The sequence below is a fragment of the Virgibacillus xinjiangensis genome, assembly GCF_042643145.1.
Lineage (GTDB): Bacteria > Bacillota > Bacilli > Bacillales > Amphibacillaceae > Virgibacillus_O > Virgibacillus_O xinjiangensis.
Genome location: NZ_JBHRSA010000049.1, coordinates 50094 through 72479, shown reverse-complemented (window position 1 = coordinate 72479; position 22386 = coordinate 50094). Strand labels below are relative to the sequence as shown.

The following is a 22386-nucleotide window of genomic DNA, read 5'->3' as shown; positions in this document are numbered from 1 at the left end:
TGTTGCCAAAAAAATTAATCCTCTTTTTTGGATAGGCAATAGTCGCACTCCAATGTGTAACTTTCAGGTTGAATACCTGTACCACATTCTGGACAACTTGCTTTTTCATTACGGATCATTTTAACTCCTCCTTATTGTATAACAGTTTGAATATTTATTTATTTGTTATAATACAGTCTACTTGCTCCTTCAGAAAATTGCAACCCTTTTTCCAAAAAAAATTTAAAATGATATGATAGAAAGATGATCTGTTAAGAGGGTGAATAAACATGAAAAAGTTTCCATTCATTGGAACCAGGATCATAAAGACTGGGGTAGCCATCTTTTTTACTGCACTTATTTGCGATCAATTAGGCTGGCCTCCTGTATTTGCTGTGATTACAGCAATTGTTACCATTGAACCGACCGTATCGGATTCTATAAAGAAAGGGATTGTACGTTTTCCGGCATCAGCCATTGGATCGGCATATGCAGTATTGTTCATTTCACTTCTGGGTGACTCTCCTTTGACTTATACACTGGCTGCTGTGCTTACCATTGCCACTTGTGTCCGTTTAAAACTGCATGCGGGGCTTCTCGTTGCAACCCTTACAGCTGTAGCCATGGTTGAAGTGATTCATACCAATTACCTGGTTTCCTTCTTCATCCGGCTTGGTACGACAACTGTCGGGCTTCTTATCTCTACGATAGTCAACTTTTTCGTTCTTCCCCCGGACTACAGAGAAGACATTGCCAACCATATTCAAAGTATGAGCATGCGTACAGGCAGTGTAATTGAGAAAGTATTTGGGGATATTCTGAATGGGAAGATGGATCAAGTTACTGCGGAGAGGAATTTGGCAGCACAGGTGACAAATGAAATTAGGAGAACAGAGACACTGATACGTTTCCAGAAAGAAGAGGCAAAGTTTCATCCTCTTGCTGGCAATGAACAGACGGAATTCGACCATGCTCAGAATCAATTGCTGCAATTGCGGATGATCCATTACCATATGAACAACATCATCAATACACCATTGATCATCCATAAATGGTCGAAAGAGGAAAAAGAGATTATTCTACATGCCGTGAAAGAGCTGGCGAACGTCATGCAGAGAGGAACACACTTTGATATAAGTAAATATGAAAAGGAGATGAATCTTCTTACCGAGCTTTTTTGGGAAGATAACGAAGAACTGACCAAAAACAATAAAGAACATCCGACAAAATTCCCACCCGAGCTGATTATCCTTTACGAATTGCTGACCATTTATGAGCTTGCTTCAGAATTCTATCGAGGCTCCCCAAACAAAGAGAATCCTGCTCAACAAGTCAAAAAAGATAGCCTCTCATAAAGTACATGCAGTGCGAAACGGCCTACATCACTAGTGATGCAGGCCGTTTCGTTTCATGGTGATCAGTATGCCCAATTTGGGGCATTATCTGTGGCGCTTATGGTCAGAGATTGCTTGATGTAACTAAGCCGAATTCTTCGGCAAGCAGTTCATAGGATCGCAGCCGCGCCTCATAGCTGTGGGTGATGGTGAGCATCATGAACTCCTCTGCATCATATTGTTGCCCAAGTTCTATCAGCTTCTCTTTTACAGTAGGTGGATCCCCAACGATAATACTATTCAACATATTATTTGCTTTTTGTTTCTCTTCTTCTGAAAGCGGATAGTTTTCCACTTCCTGTAGGGATGGTACACCGCTTTCCGATTCACCTTGGTCTTGCTTCAATTTCCAGATGACATTGCTCCAGGCCAATTTTTCTGCTTCTATCATGGTCTCCGCACAAATTACCGATACAGCGGTGATTGTTTCGCTCGAGGAACTTTCCTTGTACTTCCGCATGATACCGGGCCCGTCCTGATCTGTCATAAAATGGCCAAAGGCATATGGCATTCCTTTTTCAGCTGCCAGAATCGCACTTTTTTCGCTGGTTCCGAGCAACCAGGGTATCGGTTGCTGATCAGGCAGCGGTCGAGGAGTGATTTTGGAAAACATATGATCTTCGGGAAATCCTTCCCCGAAGAATGACAACAGTTCATCCAGCTTACCCGGCATTTTCCTCACTTCCTCAAGAAAGTTATCCGACAATGCCATTGTAACTTCTGCTGAGCCGCCGGGTGCTCTCCCTATCCCCAAGTCTATCCTTCCCGGGAACAGAGCAGCGAGCATATTATACCTTTCAGCGATGTTATAAGGCTTGTAGTGAGGGAGAAGGACGGCTCCAGAGCCCAGACGGATGGAATCCGTTGAACGGCCAATAGCGCTGAGCATGAGATCAGGAGCAGGACATGCCAGTCCAGGCAGGTCGTGATGCTCAGCGATCCAGTACCGCGTATAACCAAGCTCATCTGCCCGTTCCGCCAGGCGGATTGATTCATTCAGTGCTTCTTTAGCATTGGACCCAGAGGAAATGGGGCATTGATCCAGTATGCTTAATCTCATAACACTACCTACTTTCTAGATTGATTCAACTTACTATTGTTATGTTTACTGTCCTTAATATGGAACAAGTGACGATTGGATATAATGGTACAGGAGTTCTTCCGTATGAAGGAGTGAAGATTCATGGGTCCTTTCACAAGCATGGGAAGAATCAATTCCTGGGCCAATCAACCCATGGATAATATCATGACCTGAGCCTATTGCTGCAGATGCATCAGACCCATAATAGGGATAGATATCCAACTTATAATCAATATTGTTGTTCTCCGCCAGTTCTGTCAAATGTTTCCGCAACTGATAATGATATGGACCACTTGCATCCTTCACGCATATGGACACTGTGTATTCATTTGTAGACTGTCCATCCCCTATAGCCCCCATATCGACTGCCAAGTATTCTACTGTTTCCGTTGGGATATTCGAATTGCCCCCATAACCGATTTCTTCATTATTGGAGATAAGGAAATGTGTCGTATATGGAAGAGAGAGATCTTCTTCTTTTATCCGCTTGATCAGCTGCAGCAGAATAGCTACACTGGCCTTATCATCCAGATGCCTTGATTTGATGAATCCATGTTCTGTCAGCTGGACTCTAGGATTGAACGATACAAAGTCTCCCACCTCTATGCCTAATTGGCGTACTTCTTCTGCAGTTTCCACTTTGGCATCAACGCGTACCTCCATATTTTCCTGATTCCTTTTAGCGTCTCCTGCATCTTTATAGACATGAACGGAAGTTTGATGCATCAAAATGGTACCCGAGTATACCTCTCCACTGGTTGTTTGGATTTCACAATACTCCCCTTCAATGGAGTTGTAACGGAAACCACCGATAAGATCGAGGCGCAACCTGCCGTTATCTTTCACTTCTTTCACCATGGCTCCAAGTGTATCAACATGGGCAGTCAACATGCGATGCTCTGTGTCATTCTTGCCTGGTAGAGTTGCCACCAGGCCTCCCTTCTTGGTTCGTTTCGTATCAACCTTTAAATCTTTCAATTGCCGTTCAACAAACTTGACTACTTCTGTTGTATTTCCTGTCGGACTTGGAATAGATACCAGTCTCTTGATTAGTTCCTTTGTTTCTTTCGTATTGGGATATCCAACCATTTTATCTTTCACCTTCCCTATATGATTTTCCTTTATTACTCAATTCATTCTTTACTCAATCTCATTCTTCTTTCCCATCCATCAGGTCATCTACCAGCTTTTCCGCACTTTTACGGTACAGATTACTCATTTCGGTAAATGTTTCAATTAGCAGAAGCTTTTCCAGGTAATCTTTCTCTGGGTCATTCAACTGCTCTACCTCTGTGTCTACTTCTTGTAAATGGTCTGCCATCAAATTATTCATCCGGGCAGCATTTGCCTTGGAAAGTTTCAGCACACTTTCATACACCGGCTTTATGTCAAACTCTTCTCCTGTTATCTTCTGATTGAGTCTTTCCAAGGTCAACTGTACATCGCTTATACTGAGCGCTCCTTTCATCTGGTAGATCAAACTGATCATGATCAAATGCTCTTTGGAGTACTTTTTATTCTCTACCGGAAAAAACAGCTTACCTTTCGCATAATTGTTGATCATTGTTTTTGTCAATACCTTCTCATCTTCCCTCCGTTTAGATGCAGAGAATTTATTTTCAAACAACTGAATGACCTGGTCCATGTATAAATCCAAATCCGGGATGTCTTCCAATTTCAATCTGCTATCCAAATGGAGGCGGTTGATCAATTCTTTATGATTATCCATTCATCCTATCCCTCATTTATATAATAATTCTAAGTCTCTTTCGCATCCAGCCAGGCAGAACGTCACCCGTGACAGCGAAATGGCCCTCTAGAAAGCAGCCTTGTTTCATTATAAAGGATATATACCTTATTAGTAAAAGTTTGACTAGATAGAGATATACGTATATACTTCCATGTAGTATTAAAAACTATATTAAAAGGTGTGGTTTATTTGAAACTGTCTTTCCGCGAACCGGTCAACGCACTAACCCATTTATTTGGTGCAATTTTTGCAGCAATAGGTCTGTTTTTTTTAATCGATAAAGCTGCTGGCAATTCGGAATCAGCTATTGCGGTAACATCTGTTGTCATTTTCGGTATCAGTATGATCCTGCTATACGCTGCATCAGCTACCTACCACAGCGTCATAGCGAAGGACAACATCATTCAGTTCTTACGAAAAATCGACCACTCCATGATCTATGTGCTCATTGCAGGAACTTATACACCCTTTTGTCTGATTGTCATGGAAGGAACAGTTGGATGGGTACTATTTTTAGTGGTTAGCACGCTGGCATTGCTCGGGGTACTATTTAAACTCACTTGGTTTCATTCACCAAGATGGCTGTCTACTGCTCTTTATGTCATATTGGGATGGATCGTTGTCTTCTTCAGTTCCTCTTTAGCTCCTGTATTAGGGAGTGCTGGAATGTTGACTTTGTTTCTTGGAGGAGTTTTCTATACCGTAGGTGCATTAATTTACTGGCTAAAGCCAAACTTCCTGTCATTTAAGCATATGGGGTTCCATGAAATCTTCCATGTATTCATCCTGTTCGGCAGCCTGTTTCATTTTATCTGTATCTATTGGTTTGTATTATAAAAGCGCGCAGCAATTAGCTGTGCGCCTCTGTCGTCAGTTGGACCGCTCCGGACTATGGATATAGTATGACTGCTCCATAATCCGGATAATTTTATAGAGTTGTTCATTTACCGGAGTTGGAATGCCATGTTTCTTTCCTAGTTCACATACTTTGCCCGCAAAATATTCAACTTCTGTTTTCCTTTTAGCAACAACATCCTGAAGCATCGAGGTCTGTCCATCGGGAGATAGATTATGTAAAATAGGACGATAGGAATGCACATCTTTCTCCGTTAAATGGATTCCTTCTCTTTCTGCGACCTTGACCACTTCATACATCGCCGATTCTACCCATTCATGAGCATCCTTCAGTTGTTGAAAGACATGGTAGCGGGCTTTCAGCACAGCTGACGTCTGATTGATACCCACATTGAACATAAACTTTGCCCATATTGTATGCATGATATCTTGTGGGATTTCATATGGAATGCCTGCATCCTCAAACAAACTCCGTACCGCTTCTTCGTCCTTTGTTCCATATTGCTCCTTGTCTCCAAAACAAATACGGCCTATGCTGTGATAATGGATGTTCTGCCCGTCGCGTACAGCCGCAATCTCCACACACATACTGTAAAGAATATGCGCGTTCCCGGTGGCTCTTCGGATCTCCTCTTCACTGGACACGCCGTTCAAGAGGGATAGGATGATCGTATTCTCTCCTATGTGATTCCTGGCATTTTCAATCGCTTGCGGAAGCTCAGCGTTTTTCACCGCAAAAATAACTAGATCTGCCGGTTCAGCGGGTTCCGTGGAAGATATGTAACGAAAGGGTACTTCCTCTCCGTTCACACGGATCCCCTGCTCTGTGTATCTTTTCACCCGTTCTGTATCGGCAACTACCTTGAAGGACTCACCAAGAAATTGTTGAAGCCTGCTGCCATAGGCTGCTCCGATAGCCCCCAGGCCAACTAACGTAACTGTTTTAATTTTTTTCATATGCCTGTCTCACTTCCCCCAACATTTGTTATCTCCTATTTTAACATAAGATTCTAAAAATATAATAATCAAGGAATCCATTTACGTTAACCTGCAGGGGAGTAAAATGGGGATGATTGCCAGGGGACTACCTATTTCTGAAAGCAAAAAGAGCATAAAAAAACCACCAATTTATGTATTGGTGGAGACGGTGGGAATCGAACCCACGTCCAGAGGTATTGGCACCCAGGCCTCTACACGCATAGTTGGCATATTGTCATTCACTATCCCTTCAGCCTACCAACAGGCTTTCAGGGAAGCTAGTCTGATTCATTTCAACCGTCATCCTCAGACGGGGGATGATGGTATAGCCCGCTTCATATAAGACCCTTCAATCTGCCACACGGGCGATGGCAGGAAGGATCGCTTTAGTCAGTGCTTAGGCAGCTGCTAAAGCAGGTGTGTTGTTTTCTTTGCCAGTTATATTTAGGCGATAACGTTTTACGAGTCGTAACCTCGACGTGCAACCTGGGCTCAATCTACCCCTGTCGAATCCGTAACGTCCCCATGAAAATGAGAAGCGCTCGGGAAAGTATATCGAGCATTCATTTGATCTCTTAGCGTTACAATAGTTATTATATCATATTTCCAAGTAAAATCAAGGGGGATGAGCAGGGGAAGCGGATCAGCGCGTCTGCTCTTTTATTGCCCGGTCAGCGTCCCGTTTCATCTGTTTTCGTTTCAGATCTTCCCGCTTGTCGTACTTTTTCTTTCCTTTTCCGAGTCCAAGAAGGACTTTGGCATACCCGTTCTTAATATAAATTTTCAAAGGGACAAGCGCATAACCCTGCTGTTGGATGAGCCCTACCAACTTATCAATCTGCTTACGATGCAAGAGAAGCTTTCTCGTGCGGGTAGGGTCGTGATTGAATCGGTTTCCCTGTTCGTATTCAGCAATGTGAAGATTGATCAGCTGGACTTCCCCTTTGACGATTCGTGCGTGGGAATCCTTAATGTTCACTCTTCCTGCGCGAATGGATTTTATTTCCGTTCCCTGGAGGACGATTCCCGCTTCCAGTGTATCTTCTATAAAAAAATCATGGTTTGCTTTTTTGTTTTGTGCAATGGTTTTTCCTTGACCCTTTGGCATACTGGTTCCTCCTACTACTTGCATGGACCTCCATTTTACCAGATACTTTTGCTTATTCCAATAATATAGCCTGGACTCTAGCCTAGAAGCAGAAGGCTTACCGCCATCACGGCCATCCCAGTAATGACTCCGTAGATGGATACATGTGTTTCATCATATCTTTTGGCGGCTGGCAGCAATTCATCCAATGAAATAAAAATCATGATTCCCGCTACCATGGCAAAAATAATGCCAAACATCATTTCTGTGAGAAAAGGCATCAGAATAAAAAAAGCCACGAGAGCCCCTGCTGGTTCAGCTATACCCGAGAAAAACGAAAGTTTAAACGCTTTTTTCTTATCGTTGGTTGCATAATAAACTGGGACAGATACTGCAATGCCCTCGGGGATATTATGAATGGCTACCGCAATGGCAATTGCCAAGCCAATGGTTGGATCCTGCAAGGTGGAGATGAATGTAGCAATCCCCTCAGGGAAATTATGGATGCCAATCGCCATTGCTGTAAATACGCCCATTTTCATTAATGCCGGGTCTTGGATGGCAGTGCCGGGCTGTTTCATATCTTCAATCTTCTTCACTTCGTGGGGGTTGGAATCCATGGGAATGAACCTGTCAATTAAGGCAATCAAACTTATCCCCGCGAAGAAGGAGCCCACCGTCAACCACTTTCCCAAGGGGTCACCAACATCAGCAATCAAAGCGTCCTGCGCCTTAAAGAATATATCTACCATGGATACGTAAATCATTACCCCCGCCGATAGACCAAGGGCGAAGGATAAAAACTTTGTATTCGTCGTCTTCGTAAAGAACGCCAAAACGCTTCCGATACCAGTTGCAAGACCGGCGAAGAGTGTAAATAAGAATGCCAGTAACAAGTTATCCACTGATGTTCCCTCTTTTCCCTGTATCATTTCTCCACTGCGGGAGGAGTACCTCATGTTCCGACCTATCCAACATGTAGTTTACTCTCCTGGTTCTTCCCTGTCAACAATATTATTTCCTTGAGGAAACTTTTTCGTGGAGATTCTCAATATATATATGCATCAGCCTATAACAGGTGAAAGAAAAGGATGAACCTTTTTCAGGTCCATCCTTTGTTTTTACTTTCTTTTACGTTTTTTCTTCTTTCGATTGTTTTCCGGATTGGCCTTTATTTTCTTTTTCTTCTTTTTAGGCTGGGGCGCGTTCACCAATTCGAAATCAACAGCCCGCTCATCCAGATTAACATTCGCTACCTTGATTTCCACTTCATCGCCGACCCGGTACATATTAGCAGTCCGTTCACCAATCAATGCATGGGCCTTATCATCAAAGTGATAGTAATCATCGGTCAGATAGCTGACATGAATGAGGCCCTCCACCGTGTTCTCCAGTTCCACAAATAGGCCGAAACTGGTGACGGAACTGATGATGCCCATAAACTCTTCACCGATTTTATCCTGCATATATTCTGCCTTCTTGAGATCATCGGTCTCTCTTTCCGCATCAACCGCTGCTCGTTCCCGTTCAGAAGTGTGCCGAGCGATTTCCGGCATCTTCTCTTTCCATTGCTGAGTGGTTTTCTTATCCAGCTTTTTCTCGAGTAGATAGGTACGGATCAACCGATGGACAATCAGGTCCGGGTATCTTCTGATTGGTGAAGTAAAATGGGTGTAGAATTCAGTTGCCAATCCGAAGTGTCCGACACTTCTGGGATCATATTTAGCCTGCTGCATAGATCGCAGCATCAATTTATTCACAATCATCTCTTCAGGACGACCCTGAACCTCGTCAATCACTTTTTGAAGCGCCTGTGGGTGGACTTCGTTCGCTGTTCCTTTGACCGTGATTCCTAACCCCGCGAGAAACTCGAAGAACCTTTCCAGTTTCCCTTGGTCAGGATCTTCGTGAATACGGTGGATGAACGGCACGTCCATCCAGTGGAAATGTTCAGCCACTGTTTCATTGGCTGCCAGCATAAATTCTTCGATGAGCCGTTCACCTACGGATCTTTCACGCAGCACTACATCCTCTGCTTTGCCCTTGTCATCTACTAGTACTTGTGCTTCTTTAAAGTCGAAATCAATAGCACCTCTGCCCATTCGTTTCCCATTCAGGATTTTCGCGAGCTTTTCCATCTGCTCGAACATTGGTACCAGTGGTTCGTATTTCTTCCGTAATTCTTCATCTTTATCAACCAGGATTTTATTCACATCCGTATAGGTCATGCGTTCGGTCGTTTTAATGACACTCTGGAAGATTTCATGATCGACCACTTCCCCAGCTGTATTAATCTCCATCTCACACCCTAGGGTAAGGCGGTCCACTTGCGGATTCAGCGAGCAGATTCCATTCGATAAACGATGGGGAATCATCGGTATCACCCGGTCTACCAAATACACACTTGTCCCACGTTCATATGCTTCCTGGTCAATAGGGGAATCCTGTTCCACATAGTAGCTGACATCTGCAATATACACACCGAGCTTATAATTGCCATTATCGAGTTTTTTAACGGTTACCGCATCATCAAGGTCTTTGGCGTCAGCTCCGTCGATCGTGACAATGGTTTCATTCCGCAGATCTTTCCGATTTTCCATTTCCTCTTCAGAAATAGTCTCAGGAGTATTTGCTGCTTGTTCCAGCACTTCATCAGGAAAGTCCACCGTGATCCCGTGTTTATGGATGATAGAGACAATATCGATACCCGGGTCATTTTTATGGCCGAGAATATGAAAGATTTCTCCCTCTGCACTTTTGCGCCCTTCCGGATACTTGGTGATACGGGCAATGACTTTATGGCCGCTCACCGCTCCATTGGTACTGTTTTTCGGGATGAAGATATCGTTTGGGATACGCTTGTCATCAGCAATGACAAATCCGAAAGAACGGTTATCTTCATAGGTACCCACGACCTGGATGACCGCACGTTCAAGGATTCGGATTACTACACCCTCCGGCCGATTTCCGTCTTCTTCTGTTTTTTCCAGCCGGACAAGGACACGGTCATTATTCATGGCAGACGAGAGATCCGAGCTATGAATATAGACATCCCTTTTCTCTTCATCATCTGGAATCAGGAATGCGAAACCTTTCGCATGCATCTGTACTCTTCCACGAATCAAATTCATCTTTTCCGGTAGACCGAACCGGTTCTTCCTGGTACGTACCAATTCGCCCTCTTCTTCCAGTTCATTCAATGCTTTGACGAGTTCTTTGAACTCCACGGCATCTTCCAGCTCGAGGGATTCTTCAATTTCATCCACTGCCAATGGCTTTGTGCCGGATTCTTTAAAATAATTTAGTATTTTTTCTTTCAATTACATCACCTTCTTCCTTCCTATCTTTTCCTGTTTTTGAGTTATTTAGTCATTTTTTCCATTCCAAAGACTCAAGAAATTCATAGATATCCTCATGAAGCTGCTCTTTTTCTTTGCCCATGGTGATTACGTGACCAGATTCTTCATACCATTTCAAATCTTTTTTGTCCGATTCTATCTGGTCATAGATATAATTCGCACTTTCCGTGTTGATCATTTCATCCTTACGTGCCTGAACCACAAACGCAGGTGCATAGATGGTATCTATTTCCTCACGCACCTCATTGATAGAGTTTTCTAAATGGCTGAATACTTCACCAGAGCGATCTATCAGGCGTTCTATCTCTTGATCAACCGTCTCCTTATCTTTCCCTTCCAGTTGCTTGTATTCTTTCGAAAACAACTCGAATCCCTTGGTCAGCTGCGTCGAGTTGTCAAAAAACATCGGTGAGCACATCGGAATGACTGCCTTGACTTTCTCGGAATAAGCTAGTTTCAGTCCCAATACACCACCAAGTGATAACCCGGCTACGGCTATTTCTTCGTATCCTAATTCCTGCAGGTGCTTGTAGGCATTTTTAACATCTTCCCACCATTGTTCTGCATTAGTTTCGACCAAATCCTCCGGCGGCAGACCATGTCCACGGTATATTGGAGCATGGCTGGTGTAACCTTTCTTTTCTAAATATCGCCCAAGCATCCGGACATCAGCCGTATGCCCGGTAAAACCGTGAAGAAGCAGTACTGCTCTCGGGCCTGCCTCAAAGGTAAATGGTTTTGGTTGAACTACTTTCATTTCGACTACATCTCCTTCAACTATTCCTGTTATCTACTTTACCCTTTTATGTATACTGTATCACATCAAAAGAGCAAAAAACCCTTATCACATAAGTGATAAGGGTCGGGTGCCATTATATAACGTATCCACTGAGGAAAGCTAACAGGAAGAATATGATACCTGTTACAATTGTCCCGCGATGGAGAACATAATCGATCCCACGTGCTTTCTGCTTTCCGAACAGCTGCTCGGCTCCACCAGAAATCGCTCCGGATAAACCGGCACTTTTACCTGACTGCAAGAGAATCAGAATAACCATAATAATTGCATCGGCGATCAATAATATGTTTATAGTAGCTGCCATTTGCGTAAATCCCCCTTGATCTTGAAAAGCATATGCGCCCATCTGCATCCCCTCTCAAGGGGTTCGCGCCATCAGCCGGAAAGGCTGTACTTTATTACCCACTTTAGCATAATGAACGGGAAACAAGCAAGCTTATTTGCCCGTACAAATGGACGGACCGTCCATTACGATTTATGATAGGGATAAATACAGGAGAAACAGGTGATCAACAGATGGAGAAAGAACTTTGGCAGCAAATGAGTGATGGAGCAGAAGTGTATGTTAGGAAATGGTACCGTCCGGAAACCAAACCTAAGGCAATAGTCCAGATCGCCCATGGCATGGTTGAACATATCAACCGCTATCGTGAGTTTGCAGAATACCTGTTGGAAAGGGACATCTTCGTCTATGGCAATGACCACCGTGGCCATGGGAAAACGGCAGTAAAGCAAGGCAGGTATGGCTATTTCGCGGAAAGGGATGGGTTCAACAGAGTAACACAGGACCTCAAGGAAGTCACAGATGAAATCAGAAAAGAATACCCTCAGGCCCCTATGTTCCTGCTAGGTCACAGCATGGGCTCATTCCTTGCCAGAAACTACATACAGAACGGAAACAATGATCTGAATGGTGCAGTCATGATGGGTACGGGGTATTATCCCCGTTTCGTATCTCTGCTGGGCAGGGGCCTTTCTTTTTTGCTTCCGGCCCAAAAGGAATCCAAGTTGATGCATGAAATTGCTTTTGGATCCAACAACCGCCGGATTGCCAATCATGCGACCAGATTCGATTGGCTCAGTTCTGACTCGAAAGAAGTACAAGCCTTTCTTGATGACCCGTATACAGACTTCATCCCCACCGGCAGGTTTTTTTATGATTTGATGAGCGGATTAAGCGGCATTCATGACAGAAAACTGATCAAATCCGTCAGAAGTGATCTCTCCCTCTTGTTCATCAGCGGTGGACAGGATCCTGTCGGAAGCTATGAAAAAGGCATCTGGAGAGCTGCCCACCTTTATGAAAGAGCTGGAGTTCAGGATATTATAACCATGCTGTTTGATGAAGATAGGCATGAAATCCTCCATGAGCTAAATAGAGAAGAAGTATTTGAAGTACTCCATGCCTGGATCAATAACCGTTTGACGTGAAAGCACACAAGGACGGCCGTCTGGTGAAAACGATCGATTGTTTTCCGAATGCCTTCTTTTCGAGGCCAAGAATTTGACATCCATCTAATGGATAGATGAATGGTGTCATTGCTTGAATTAACAGGGTCCTCGCGGTAAAATACAGATTGGACCATACGAAAAGAAGGGCTGGTAGAAATTATATGACTAATATTCAAGGAATTGCAGCATCCCAAGGGATTGCCATAGCTAAAGCCTATCAATTGACTGCACCAGATTTAAGCTTTGAAAGAAAAAAAACGGATAACCCTCAACAAGAGGTAGACCGTCTAGATAAAGCATTGGAAATTTCCAAACAGGAACTGGAAAAGATTAAAGCACATACATTGAAAGAATTGGGAGAAGAGCATGCGGAAATCTTTTCGGCTCATTTGCTTGTACTGAGTGATCCGGAGTTGATCAATCCGATCAAGGACAAAATCAATACGGAAAATGTAATAGCTGAAACTGCTCTGGAAGAAACGGCAAACATGTTCATCGACATGTTCAAAAGTATGGATAATGAATATATGCGGGAAAGAGCTGCAGATATCCATGATGTGACCAAGCGGGCAATGGCTCATCTACTAGGAGTAAACTTCCCGGACCCTGCCCTGATTGACGAAGAAGTGGTTGTCATCGCCAACGACCTGACCCCATCAGACACCGCACAGCTTAACCGTCAATTTGTTAAAGGCTTTGCAACCGATATTGGCGGAAGGACTTCCCATTCAGCAATAATGGCCAGGTCCCTGGAGATCCCTGCAGTAGTCGGAACGAAAGAAGTAACTGAAACCATTCAATCAGAAGATATGATCATCATCGACGGGAATGAGGGTACTGTCCTGGTAAATCCTTCTGAACATGAACTGGCGGAGTACCGGAAGAAGCAGGAAGATTTCGAACGGCAAAAGGAAGAATGGGCGAAATTGAAGGACGAGCCGACGTTCTCTGAGGATGGAGAACAGGTTGAACTTGCAGCCAACATTGGTACACCAAACGATGTCGAGGGTGTATTGAACAATGGCGGTGAAGGGATCGGCCTATACCGTACAGAGTTCCTATACATGGGTAAAAGTGAGCTTCCTTCCGAGGAAGAACAATATGAGGCCTACAAGTCTGTGCTGGAACAAATGGGCGATAAGCCCGTCGTCGTCCGGACACTTGATATAGGCGGAGATAAAGAATTAGATTACCTGGACCTTCCGAAGGAGCTTAATCCTTTTCTAGGTTTTCGTGCTATCCGTTTCTGTCTGGAGAATGAAGATGTATTCCGTCCACAGCTCCGTGCACTGCTTCGGGCAAGTGTCCACGGCACCTTGAAAATCATGTTCCCGATGATAGCAACATTGGAAGAATTCCGTCAGGCAAAAGCCATTCTGCTTGATGAGAAGGAAAAACTTGCCAATGATGGAGTAAACACGGCAGATAATATTGAAGTGGGGATTATGGTAGAAATACCGTCCACTGCAGTAATTGCCAAACAATTTGCAAAAGAAGTGGATTTCTTCAGTATTGGTACGAACGACCTCATTCAATATACAATGGCAGCAGACCGGATGAATGAGCAAGTTTCGTACCTGTATCAACCATACCATCCTGCTATATTGAACCTGGTGAACAATGTGATCGAAGCTGCACATAGCGAAGGAAAATGGGCAGGCATGTGTGGAGAAATGGCCGGAGATTCTATTGCGATTCCGATCCTACTTGGTTTGGGCTTGGATGAGTTCAGCATGAGTGCCACTTCCATACTGCAAGCACGCAGCCAAATCAGCGGCCTGTCAAAAGAGAAAATGGCATCCTATAAAGACAAATTGCTTTCCATGGGCACCGCTGAAGAAGTGGTGGAATTCATTAAAGAAAAGACCAATTAATATGAAAGGAGACCGATGATGTATATCGGTCTCCTTTTTATGATCAATTGTTTATAAATTGGAGTTTTTCCGTTATGGCTGTCCTCCCCTTGTCCTGCGGGATTCTTTCCGGATAGCCGACTTGCATCACTGCGACTATCTTATCCTTTTCAGCATCAAGTCCGATTTCTCTCAGAAATATCGGGTCATGCATGTAAGGGGTCACCGTCCATAACATCCCTACTCCATATTCCCATGCAGCCAGCTGTGCATTCTGAATGAAGGCACACACGGCAGAATATTCCTCCTCATTCCTAATGGCATCCTCTTCTCTTTCATAGTGGATGACCACATGATGGGGAATTTGCAGAAGAAAGGACCGCATGGATTCTGCAACTCTCAATGCCTTTGGCCCGTCGTCATCAGGAATCATTCCAAGCCTCCGATAACTCGCAAGGATGTTCTCTACGAATCTGTTTTTTCCCTTGCACTGATATACTTTCACATTCCATGGTTCCTTCATATAATGGGAAGGAGCATATGAGCCGTAATAGAAGATTTCCTTTAAGATGGCCGAATCAATTTCCCTTGGCTGAAAGTTATGTACAGACCTTCTCTCTTCAATGGCGTTCAATAATTCAATATAGACCACCCCCTATTATGGTAAATCTACCATAGCATATTCAGCAGCATGAGACATCACTAAAAACGCTGTTTTGTCAAGACAGACATAAAATCGGTATAGAACCGATGATAATCTATGCCGAAAGCAATACGGTGGACCCCTACCTCTTTTTCAGTCTCATCCTCTAGGCTTCCATAAGGGCGGATATCCGCGATGCTTTGGCCTCGTTCTGTACCTTGTCTGGCTTGCACCACATGCAACGGGAAGTATTGGTAGGAGAGCATAGCATCATGGAGCACTGCCATTAAAGTAAGAACATCATGCAAAGGCACCCCTTGGATAGCTGGGTTTCTTTTTTTGTAGAAATCATAATAGTAATCCAGCAATGGTTTTACCATCTTTATCTGTCCGACTTCGTCAATATAATCAATCATTCTGGGAGTGGCTATCGCCCTTTCCGTAACATTTAGAGGAACAATGGTTAGATTCTGTGCCATTAAAAGGACAATTTGAGCAGCTGCTGGATCACCATAGAAGTTAGCCTCCGATACTGCTGTCACGTTCCCCGGGACCCAGAAAGCACCGCCCATGACATAGTACCTTTTCACGGTAGCCATCAGCTGAGGATAGGTTAAAAATAGTGCTGCCAGTGAGGTCAGCCGCCCGATATTCACCACTATCAGTTCATCCTGATATTCACGGATGATGTCAGTGATTGCTAAAAAGTTCTCTTCATCCATTTCCTCTCCATTATTGGAAGGGATAATCGGCCCCAGCCCATATTCTCCGTGAATTTCCGGTACAAAATCTGGAAGATCGCCTGTCATCGGTCGCTCAGCTCCGGCTATGATTGGTATTTGCCCTGTGGTTGTCACCCCGAAAAGTTCCTGTAAATACCGCACTGTAGCTAGGGCGTTTGTTCTCGGAACATTGCCGTAGTCAGCTACTATTCCGATAATATCGATATCATCGTTCAGATAGGCATAAATCAGAGCAATACTGTCATCAATCCCAACATCACAGAACAATAACACTTTTTTACCCACTTCTTCCACCCCCATCAAGTTAACCATGTTTTTCTAGCCTATTCTGAAACCATTGTCATGATGTAGGGGACATTTTCTTTTCCAAGAAAATAAAGAAAAGGCAAGGAGACAGTCTTTCCGTCTCCTTGCCTTGCTTTCAGTTATCAGTTATTGTTTCAAATTATAGAAAGATGCTAATCCGCCGTACTCGCCCATTCCTGCAAGCTCATCTTCTATGCGAAGCAGTTGGTTGTATTTCGCAACCCGGTCCGTACGGGATGGTGCGCCAGTCTTAATCTGACCTGCATTGGTGGCAACAGCGATATCTGCAATCGTTGCATCCTCCGTTTCACCTGAACGATGGGAAATCACTGCTGTATATCCAGCGCGTTTAGCCATTTCAATGGCTTCGAAAGTTTCAGTCAATGTACCGATCTGGTTCACTTTGACAAGGATGGAATTGCCTACGCCCTGCTCAATTCCTTGTGATAGCTTGGCGGTGTTGGTGACAAACAAGTCATCCCCGACAAGTTGCAGACGATCTCCAAGACGCTCTGTCAATACTTTGAAGCCATCCCAGTCATTCTCATCCAAACCGTCTTCAATGGAAATGATAGGATACTTATTGATCATATCTTCATACCAGTCAACCATCTCTTCAGATGTGCGGACAACACCTTCGCCTTTCAGGTTATACTTGCCATCCTCATAAATTTCGGAAGCTGCAACATCCATGGCCAGCTTAACTTCCTCACCTGGTTTATATCCAGCAGCTTCAATTGCTTCTACAATTGTCTGCAGTGCCTCTTCGTTGGAACCTAGGTTCGGAGCAAATCCACCTTCATCACCAACACCAGTGTTGTAGCCTTTGTTCTTCAATACTTTCTTCAATGCATGGAAAATTTCTGCACCCGTACGAAGGGCTTCCTTGAAAGTTGGAGCAGCAACAGGCATGATCATGAATTCCTGGATATCCACGTTATTATCCGCATGCTCTCCACCGTTCAGAATATTCATCATCGGGGTTGGAAGTGTTTTTGCGTTGAATCCCCCAAGATAGTTGTACAATGGAACTTCCAAGTAGCTTGCGGCTGCATGAGCGGCTGCCATCGATACACCCAAAATGGCATTGGCACCCAATTTGCCTTTATTTTCTGTTCCATCCAGCTCAATCATAAGAGCGTCAATGATGTTCTGGCGAGTGACATCCATTCCCAACAGTTCCGGAGCAATGATTTCATTTACATTGTTAACCGCTTTGCTTACCCCTTTGCCGAGATAACGGCTGTCATCTCCATCACGTAATTCTACTGCCTCATATTCACCAGTAGAGGCACCACTTGGTACCAATGCAGAGCCGAATGCACCTGACTCTGTGAAAATTTCTACTTCTACAGTTGGGTTACCGCGTGAATCCAATACTTCGCGAGCATATACGTCTGTAATATATGGCATGAAAAACATCTCCTTTTTAATTGTTTTCAGTTGTTAATAGTGATTCTCCAGTCATTTCTTTCGGTTTATCTACATCCAGCAGATCCAGCAAGGTTGGAGCAAGATCGGCCAAGATGCCGCCCTCACGCAATTCTGCATCTTCCTTTGTTACAATTACTGGAACTGGGTTGGTCGTGTGGGCAGTCATCGGTTTTCCTTCCGTGGTCAAAACCTCGTCCGAATTGCCGTGGTCTGCAGTAATGATGGCATTTCCGCCAAGTTCCAATATTTTATCGACTACCTTGCCAAGGCATTCATCGACTGCCTCAATAGCGTCAATTGTCGGCTGCAACATACCTGAATGTCCTACCATATCTGGATTGGCAAAGTTTAGGATAATGGCATTTTGATTGCCTGTCTCCAATTCTTCAATCAAAGCATCTGTCACTTCATAGGCGCTCATTTCCGGTTTCAGGTCATAGGTAGGAACTTTTGGTGAATCAATAAGGATTCTTTTTTCCCCTGGAAATTCTGCCTCGCGTCCGCCACTCATAAAGAAGGTGACATGCGGATATTTTTCCGTTTCCGCAATACGGAGCTGGTTCAAGTTGTTCTGTGCAAGCACCTCGCCAACCGTGTTGTCCAGATTCACCGGCTCATAGGCCACATAGCCGTCGACCGATTCACTGAAATTCGTCAGCATCACAAAATCCAGGTCTTTCGGTGCGCCTTCACCCCGATCAAAATCACGGAAGTCTTCATTCGCAAATGTCCTGGATATTTGGATAGCGCGATCCGGCCGGAAATTATAGAAAATGAGAGAATCCTCATCTTTCACCTTGCCAACTGGCTGTCCGGCTTCATCCACTATAACAGAAGGAATCACGAATTCATCATAAATTTCATTGGCATAAGAATCGTCCACTACTTCAGAGGCAGTCCGATAAGTCGGCCCATCTCCGTAGACCATCGCATCATATGCTTTTTTCACTCGTTCCCAACGTTTATCCCTATCCATGGAATAATAACGTCCAGAAACTGTTGCAATCTTGCCGATTCCCAGTTCTTTCAATTTCTCTTCCGTCTGTTCAAGGTATTTCTTTGCTGATTTCTGTCCTACATCTCTGCCATCCAAGAAGGCATGTACATAAACTTCCTGCATGTTCTCCTTTTTGGCAAGATCCAATAATGCGAACATATGCCTGATATGGCTGTGTACTCCCCCATCAGACAACAGGCCAAAGATATGAAGTGCTTTCCCTTTTTCTTTTGCCTTGCGAATGGATTTCAAGAATGCTTCTACTTCAAAGAAATCTCCATCTTCAATCGAAATGTTTACACGGGAAAGACTCTGATAAACAATACGGCCTGCACCGATATTCAGGTGGCCCACTTCCGAATTCCCCATCTGGCCGTCCGGCAATCCGACTGCTTCACCGCTTGCCGTCAGTTGATTATGGGCGAACTGTTTCCAATAACGGTCGAAGTTGGGAGTGTTTGCCTGTTTTACTGCATTCCCTTCTTCTTGTTCCCGGATAGCAAAACCATCCAGGATAATTAATGCACCTAGTTTATCTTGGCTCATTTCGTACCTGCCTCCACCAATTGTAGATAGGAATCTGCTTCCACACTTGCACCTCCGACGAGAGCGCCGTCGATATCAGATTGGGATAACAGCTCATCGATATTGGCTGGTTTTACACTGCCGCCATACTGGATAACCACTTGATCAGCTGTCTCCTGCGAAGTGATTTTACCCACCACGTTGCGGATATGGGTGCATACTTCATTCGCCTCTTCACTAGACGCGGTTTTCCCGGTACCGATGGCCCAAATTGGCTCATAAGCAATGATGGTGCTGGCTACTTGATCATCAGAGAGGCCTTCCACCGCTTTCGTTACTTGCTTTTCCACATGGTCTTTTGTTTCATCAGCTTCACGCTGTTCGAGTGTCTCTCCAACACAGACAATCGGTGTTAGTTGATGATTGAATGCAGCATGTACCTTTTTATTCACTGATTCATCTGTTTCGGCAAAATGCTCTCTCCGTTCAGAATGGCCCAGTACAACATGGGATACGCCAAGGTCTTTCAGCATCACCGGGCTAACTTCGCCGGTGAAAGCTCCCTTGTCTTCATGGTGCATATTTTGTGCACCGATTTTGATATCCGTGCCTTTCGTTTTTTCTAGCAAGGACGGCAGAAATGGAAATGGAGCACAGACTACAGCCTCGGACTTCTCACTTTGTGGCGCCTTTTCAGCCACTTCTTCTATAAAATCATTCGCTTCTGATAGGACTTTATTCATTTTCCAGTTGCCTGCAATTACACGTTTACGCATACAAATCACCTCTCCTGGATATTGGATGTTCTTATTTGTCGTTTAAAGCTGCTACACCTGGCAGGGTCTTTCCTTCCATGAACTCCAGGGATGCACCGCCACCGGTAGACACATGATCCATCTGTTCAGCATAACCGAATTTCTCCACAGCTGCTGCAGAATCTCCTCCACCAATGACTGTATAGCCATTTGTCTCAGACAAAGCTTCTGCCACTGCTTTTGTGCCGCCGGCAAAGGTTTCCAGTTCAAAGACACCCATCGGGCCATTCCAGATGATCAACTTCGACTCAGCTACAATCCGACCGTATTTTTCACGGGTTTTTGGACCGATATCCAGTGCTTCCCAGTCACTCGGAATGGAATCAATATCGATTTCCTTCGTATTTGCCGTCTCCGAGAAGTCATCAGCAACCACTACATCTTCAGGCAGCAGGAAGTTGACTCCATTCTTTTCAGCTTTCTGCATGAATTCATTTGCCAAATCGATTTTGTCTTCCTCTAGAAGGGATTTGCCAATTTCATAACCTTTGGCTTTCAAGAAGGTATATCCCAGACCACCACCGATGATCAAGTTATCAACTTTGTCCAGCAAATTGTCGATCACACTGATTTTATCCTTGACTTTTGCACCGCCGATAATGGCAGTGAATGGCCGATCAGGGTTTTCCAACGCTTTTCCCAACACGTCAATCTCTTTTTCCATCAGGAAACCAGCAGCTGCGGGCAGTTTTTCTGCAACACCTGTTGTAGAAGCATGTGCCCGGTGTGCTGCGCCAAAGGCATCATTGACATATAAATCAGCCATATCTGCAAAAGCCTGGGCCAATTCCTCATCATTCTTTTCTTCTCCTGCTTCAAAACGGACATTTTCCAGTAGAAGGATTTCTCCGTCATGAAGGCCGGAGAGCGCCTCATTCACTTCGTCTCCATATACGGCGTCTGTTTTGACAACTTCTTTGCCGATCAACTTACTTAAACGGTCTGCAACCGGGTCCAACCGCAGCTCATCCACCGCTTGGCCTTTTGGACGTCCCAGATGGCTTGCCAAGATAACTGCAGCACCATTGTCGACAAGATGTTGAATCGTCGGCAAAGCAGCTTTGATTCGGGTTTCATCTGTGACTTCGCCGTCTTTCATAGGAACATTGAAATCAACTCGGCAAAATACTTTCTTTCCTTTCACATCAACATCATGAAGTGTCTTTTTGTTCATCGATACACCCTCCTATGGTGATTTATGTACTGTTTCTGACTCATGTTTGGTTTTCCCTGATCATGGTCCCGTTAACCATCTTACCATAAGAAAAACGGAGGAGGAACACTGCCCTCCTCCGCGTCTCTTCTCTTACAATCCTTTTTCTTTCAAGAAGACAGCGAGATCTACACAACGGGATGAGTAGCCCATTTCGTTGTCATACCAAGAAACAACTTTAACCATATTATCTTCCAAGATCATAGTAGACAGTCCGTCCACGATGGAAGAATGTGGGTTTCCTACAATATCAGTAGAAACTAGTGGATCTTCGCTGAATTGCATAATTCCTTTCAGAGGTCCTTCAGCAGCCTCTTTGAATGCATTGTTGACATCTTCAGCTGTAACATTCTTGTCCAATTCTGCTACAAGGTCAGTCAGAGAACCATCTGGAGTTGGAACACGGACAGCCATACCATTAAGTTTACCGTTCAATTCCGGCAGTACTTTGCCGACTGCTTTAGCAGCACCAGTTGTAGTCGGAATGATGTTTTGTGCAGCTGCACGGGCACGACGGTAATCCTTATGCGGCAGGTCCAGGATTTGCTGGTCATTTGTATAAGAGTGGATGGTTGTCATCAGACCGCGTTTGATGCCGAATGTATCATGAAGCACTTTTGCAAATGGTGCCAGACAGTTTGTTGTACAAGATGCATTGGAAATGATGTCATGCTGTGCTGGATCATATTGATCATCGTTAACACCCATAACCATGGTCAGATCTTCATCTTGCGCTGGAGCAGAGATAACCACTTTCTTAGCGCCTGCTTCTATATGCTTCTTCGCATCTTCAGCTTTTGTGAAACGTCCAGTGGACTCAATGACAACTTCTACGCCAAGATCTCCCCATCCCAAGTTGGCTGGGTCGCGCTCGGAAAGTACTTGGAATTCTTTGCCGCCTACAGCGATGTTGGAGCCGTTTACGGTCACTTCTTCTTCCAATTTACCATGTACAGAGTCGTATTTCAGCAGATGTGCCAACATATTGGCGTCTGTCAGGTCATTGACTGCTACTACTTCCACTTCATCATTTTTCAATGCTTGACGGAACACATTGCGTCCAATTCTCCCAAAACCGTTAATACCAATCTTTACTGCCATTTTTATTCCTCCTAGATGTTTT

At 44.3% G+C, this 22386-nt stretch carries 20 protein-coding genes and 1 other RNA gene; 4 read left to right on the top strand and 17 right to left on the bottom strand.

The genetic code is table 11. From position 1 onward, the window contains the following. Positions 1-269 precede the first annotated feature (269 nt). Positions 270-1334 (top strand): aromatic acid exporter family protein, encoded by a 1065-nt coding sequence (locus tag ACFOGI_RS14000; protein WP_390273815.1) that lies wholly within the window; start codon positions 270-272, stop codon positions 1332-1334. A 103-nt stretch (positions 1335-1437) separates the two neighbouring features. Here the strand turns inward: ACFOGI_RS14000 and ACFOGI_RS13995 are convergent, their stop codons facing one another. The 3 genes from ACFOGI_RS13995 to ACFOGI_RS13985 form a co-directional block, all read right to left on the bottom strand. Continuing rightward, complete coding sequence (locus ACFOGI_RS13995; protein ID WP_390273813.1) at positions 1438-2433, bottom strand: LLM class flavin-dependent oxidoreductase; 996 nt, start codon at positions 2431-2433, stop codon at positions 1438-1440. Between the two features lie 54 nt (positions 2434-2487). Beyond that, the gene (locus ACFOGI_RS13990) at positions 2488-3543 is read right to left on the bottom strand and encodes a M42 family metallopeptidase (RefSeq protein ID WP_390273810.1); all 1056 of its coding nucleotides are present in this window, start codon (positions 3541-3543) and stop codon (positions 2488-2490) included. A gap of 61 nt (positions 3544-3604) precedes the next feature. Further along, a complete protein-coding gene (locus ACFOGI_RS13985) occupies positions 3605-4183 on the bottom strand; it encodes a DUF1836 domain-containing protein (protein ID WP_390273807.1) in 579 nt (192 codons plus the stop codon). Positions 4184-4393: 210 nt separating this feature from the next. Between ACFOGI_RS13985 and trhA the strand changes: the two genes are divergently transcribed. Continuing rightward, on the top strand, positions 4394-5041 hold the full coding sequence (gene trhA / locus ACFOGI_RS13980) for a PAQR family membrane homeostasis protein TrhA (protein WP_390273805.1): 648 nt from the start codon (positions 4394-4396) through the stop codon (positions 5039-5041). 33 nt (positions 5042-5074) lie between these two features. Here trhA and ACFOGI_RS13975 read toward each other — a convergent pair whose 3' ends face one another. The 7 genes from ACFOGI_RS13975 to secG all read right to left on the bottom strand — a co-directional run bounded on the left by ACFOGI_RS13975 (position 5075) and on the right by secG (position 11586). Further along, positions 5075-6016, bottom strand: a complete 942-nt coding sequence (locus tag ACFOGI_RS13975) for a ketopantoate reductase family protein (RefSeq protein WP_390273803.1) — start codon at positions 6014-6016, stop codon at positions 5075-5077. 179 nt (positions 6017-6195) lie between these two features. Continuing rightward, positions 6196-6562: a transfer-messenger RNA gene (gene ssrA / locus ACFOGI_RS13970) on the bottom strand. 118 nt (positions 6563-6680) lie between these two features. Further along, complete coding sequence (gene smpB, locus ACFOGI_RS13965) at positions 6681-7145, bottom strand: SsrA-binding protein SmpB (protein WP_390273800.1); 465 nt, start codon at positions 7143-7145, stop codon at positions 6681-6683. 77 nt (positions 7146-7222) lie between these two features. Continuing rightward, complete coding sequence (gene zupT, locus ACFOGI_RS13960; RefSeq protein ID WP_390273798.1) at positions 7223-8029, bottom strand: zinc transporter ZupT; 807 nt, start codon at positions 8027-8029, stop codon at positions 7223-7225. A gap of 216 nt (positions 8030-8245) precedes the next feature. Further along, positions 8246-10444, bottom strand: coding sequence for a ribonuclease R (rnr, locus tag ACFOGI_RS13955; protein ID WP_390273796.1), 2199 nt, complete (start codon positions 10442-10444; stop codon positions 8246-8248). A 49-nt stretch (positions 10445-10493) separates the two neighbouring features. Next, positions 10494-11240, bottom strand: coding sequence for an alpha/beta hydrolase (locus tag ACFOGI_RS13950; protein ID WP_390273793.1), 747 nt, complete (start codon positions 11238-11240; stop codon positions 10494-10496). 115 nt (positions 11241-11355) lie between these two features. After that, positions 11356-11586: a preprotein translocase subunit SecG gene (gene secG, locus ACFOGI_RS13945; RefSeq protein WP_390273791.1), complete on the bottom strand. Its 231-nt coding sequence runs from the start codon at positions 11584-11586 to the stop codon at positions 11356-11358. Between the two features lie 212 nt (positions 11587-11798). On the opposite strand from secG, the gene ACFOGI_RS13940 reads away from it, so the two are divergent. Beyond that, the gene (locus ACFOGI_RS13940) at positions 11799-12713 is read left to right on the top strand and encodes an alpha/beta fold hydrolase (protein WP_390273789.1); all 915 of its coding nucleotides are present in this window, start codon (positions 11799-11801) and stop codon (positions 12711-12713) included. 182 nt (positions 12714-12895) lie between these two features. Then, entirely contained in the window at positions 12896-14608 is a 1713-nt protein-coding gene (gene ptsP, locus ACFOGI_RS13935) for a phosphoenolpyruvate--protein phosphotransferase (protein ID WP_390273787.1), read from the top strand. Positions 14609-14651: 43 nt separating this feature from the next. Here the strand turns inward: ptsP and ACFOGI_RS13930 are convergent, their stop codons facing one another. The 7 genes from ACFOGI_RS13930 to gap all read right to left on the bottom strand — a co-directional run bounded on the left by ACFOGI_RS13930 (position 14652) and on the right by gap (position 22364). After that, a complete protein-coding gene (locus ACFOGI_RS13930; RefSeq protein WP_390273784.1) occupies positions 14652-15239 on the bottom strand; it encodes a nitroreductase family protein in 588 nt (195 codons plus the stop codon). Between the two features lie 50 nt (positions 15240-15289). Beyond that, the gene (locus ACFOGI_RS13925; protein WP_390273782.1) at positions 15290-16285 is read right to left on the bottom strand and encodes a nucleoside hydrolase; all 996 of its coding nucleotides are present in this window, start codon (positions 16283-16285) and stop codon (positions 15290-15292) included. Between the two features lie 120 nt (positions 16286-16405). Further along, positions 16406-17692 carry a phosphopyruvate hydratase gene (gene eno, locus ACFOGI_RS13920; protein WP_390273780.1) on the bottom strand — a complete coding sequence of 429 codons (1287 nt, stop codon included), beginning with the start codon at positions 17690-17692 and terminating at the stop codon, positions 16406-16408. A gap of 16 nt (positions 17693-17708) precedes the next feature. Further along, the gene (gpmI, locus tag ACFOGI_RS13915) at positions 17709-19256 is read right to left on the bottom strand and encodes a 2,3-bisphosphoglycerate-independent phosphoglycerate mutase (protein WP_390273778.1); all 1548 of its coding nucleotides are present in this window, start codon (positions 19254-19256) and stop codon (positions 17709-17711) included. Then, a complete protein-coding gene (tpiA, locus tag ACFOGI_RS13910) occupies positions 19253-20011 on the bottom strand; it encodes a triose-phosphate isomerase (protein WP_390273776.1) in 759 nt (252 codons plus the stop codon). Before tpiA ends, gpmI begins: the two co-directional genes overlap by 4 nt. Before the next feature lie 31 nt (positions 20012-20042). Next, entirely contained in the window at positions 20043-21224 is a 1182-nt protein-coding gene (locus ACFOGI_RS13905) for a phosphoglycerate kinase (RefSeq protein WP_390273773.1), read from the bottom strand. Positions 21225-21356: 132 nt separating this feature from the next. Beyond that, the gene (gap, locus tag ACFOGI_RS13900; protein ID WP_390273771.1) at positions 21357-22364 is read right to left on the bottom strand and encodes a type I glyceraldehyde-3-phosphate dehydrogenase; all 1008 of its coding nucleotides are present in this window, start codon (positions 22362-22364) and stop codon (positions 21357-21359) included. Between the last annotated feature and the right edge of the window lie 22 nt (positions 22365-22386).

Coding starts and splice junctions, on each gene's coding strand:
- ACFOGI_RS14000 (WP_390273815.1), top strand. CDS start 270: ATGAAAAAGTTTCCATTCATTGGAACCAGGATCATAAAGACTGGGGTA.
- ACFOGI_RS13995 (WP_390273813.1), bottom strand. CDS start 2,433: ATGAGATTAAGCATACTGGATCAATGCCCCATTTCCTCTGGGTCCAAT.
- ACFOGI_RS13990 (WP_390273810.1), bottom strand. CDS start 3,543: ATGGTTGGATATCCCAATACGAAAGAAACAAAGGAACTAATCAAGAGA.
- ACFOGI_RS13985 (WP_390273807.1), bottom strand. CDS start 4,183: ATGGATAATCATAAAGAATTGATCAACCGCCTCCATTTGGATAGCAGA.
- ACFOGI_RS13975 (WP_390273803.1), bottom strand. CDS start 6,016: ATGAAAAAAATTAAAACAGTTACGTTAGTTGGCCTGGGGGCTATCGGA.
- smpB (WP_390273800.1), bottom strand. CDS start 7,145: ATGCCAAAGGGTCAAGGAAAAACCATTGCACAAAACAAAAAAGCAAAC.
- ACFOGI_RS13950 (WP_390273793.1), bottom strand. CDS start 11,240: ATGAAAGTAGTTCAACCAAAACCATTTACCTTTGAGGCAGGCCCGAGA.
- secG (WP_390273791.1), bottom strand. CDS start 11,586: ATGGCAGCTACTATAAACATATTATTGATCGCCGATGCAATTATTATG.
- ACFOGI_RS13940 (WP_390273789.1), top strand. CDS start 11,799: ATGGAGAAAGAACTTTGGCAGCAAATGAGTGATGGAGCAGAAGTGTAT.
- ptsP (WP_390273787.1), top strand. CDS start 12,896: ATGACTAATATTCAAGGAATTGCAGCATCCCAAGGGATTGCCATAGCT.
- ACFOGI_RS13925 (WP_390273782.1), bottom strand. CDS start 16,285: ATGGTTAACTTGATGGGGGTGGAAGAAGTGGGTAAAAAAGTGTTATTG.
- eno (WP_390273780.1), bottom strand. CDS start 17,692: ATGCCATATATTACAGACGTATATGCTCGCGAAGTATTGGATTCACGC.
- gpmI (WP_390273778.1), bottom strand. CDS start 19,256: ATGAGCCAAGATAAACTAGGTGCATTAATTATCCTGGATGGTTTTGCT.
- tpiA (WP_390273776.1), bottom strand. CDS start 20,011: ATGCGTAAACGTGTAATTGCAGGCAACTGGAAAATGAATAAAGTCCTA.
- ACFOGI_RS13905 (WP_390273773.1), bottom strand. CDS start 21,224: ATGAACAAAAAGACACTTCATGATGTTGATGTGAAAGGAAAGAAAGTA.
- gap (WP_390273771.1), bottom strand. CDS start 22,364: ATGGCAGTAAAGATTGGTATTAACGGTTTTGGGAGAATTGGACGCAAT.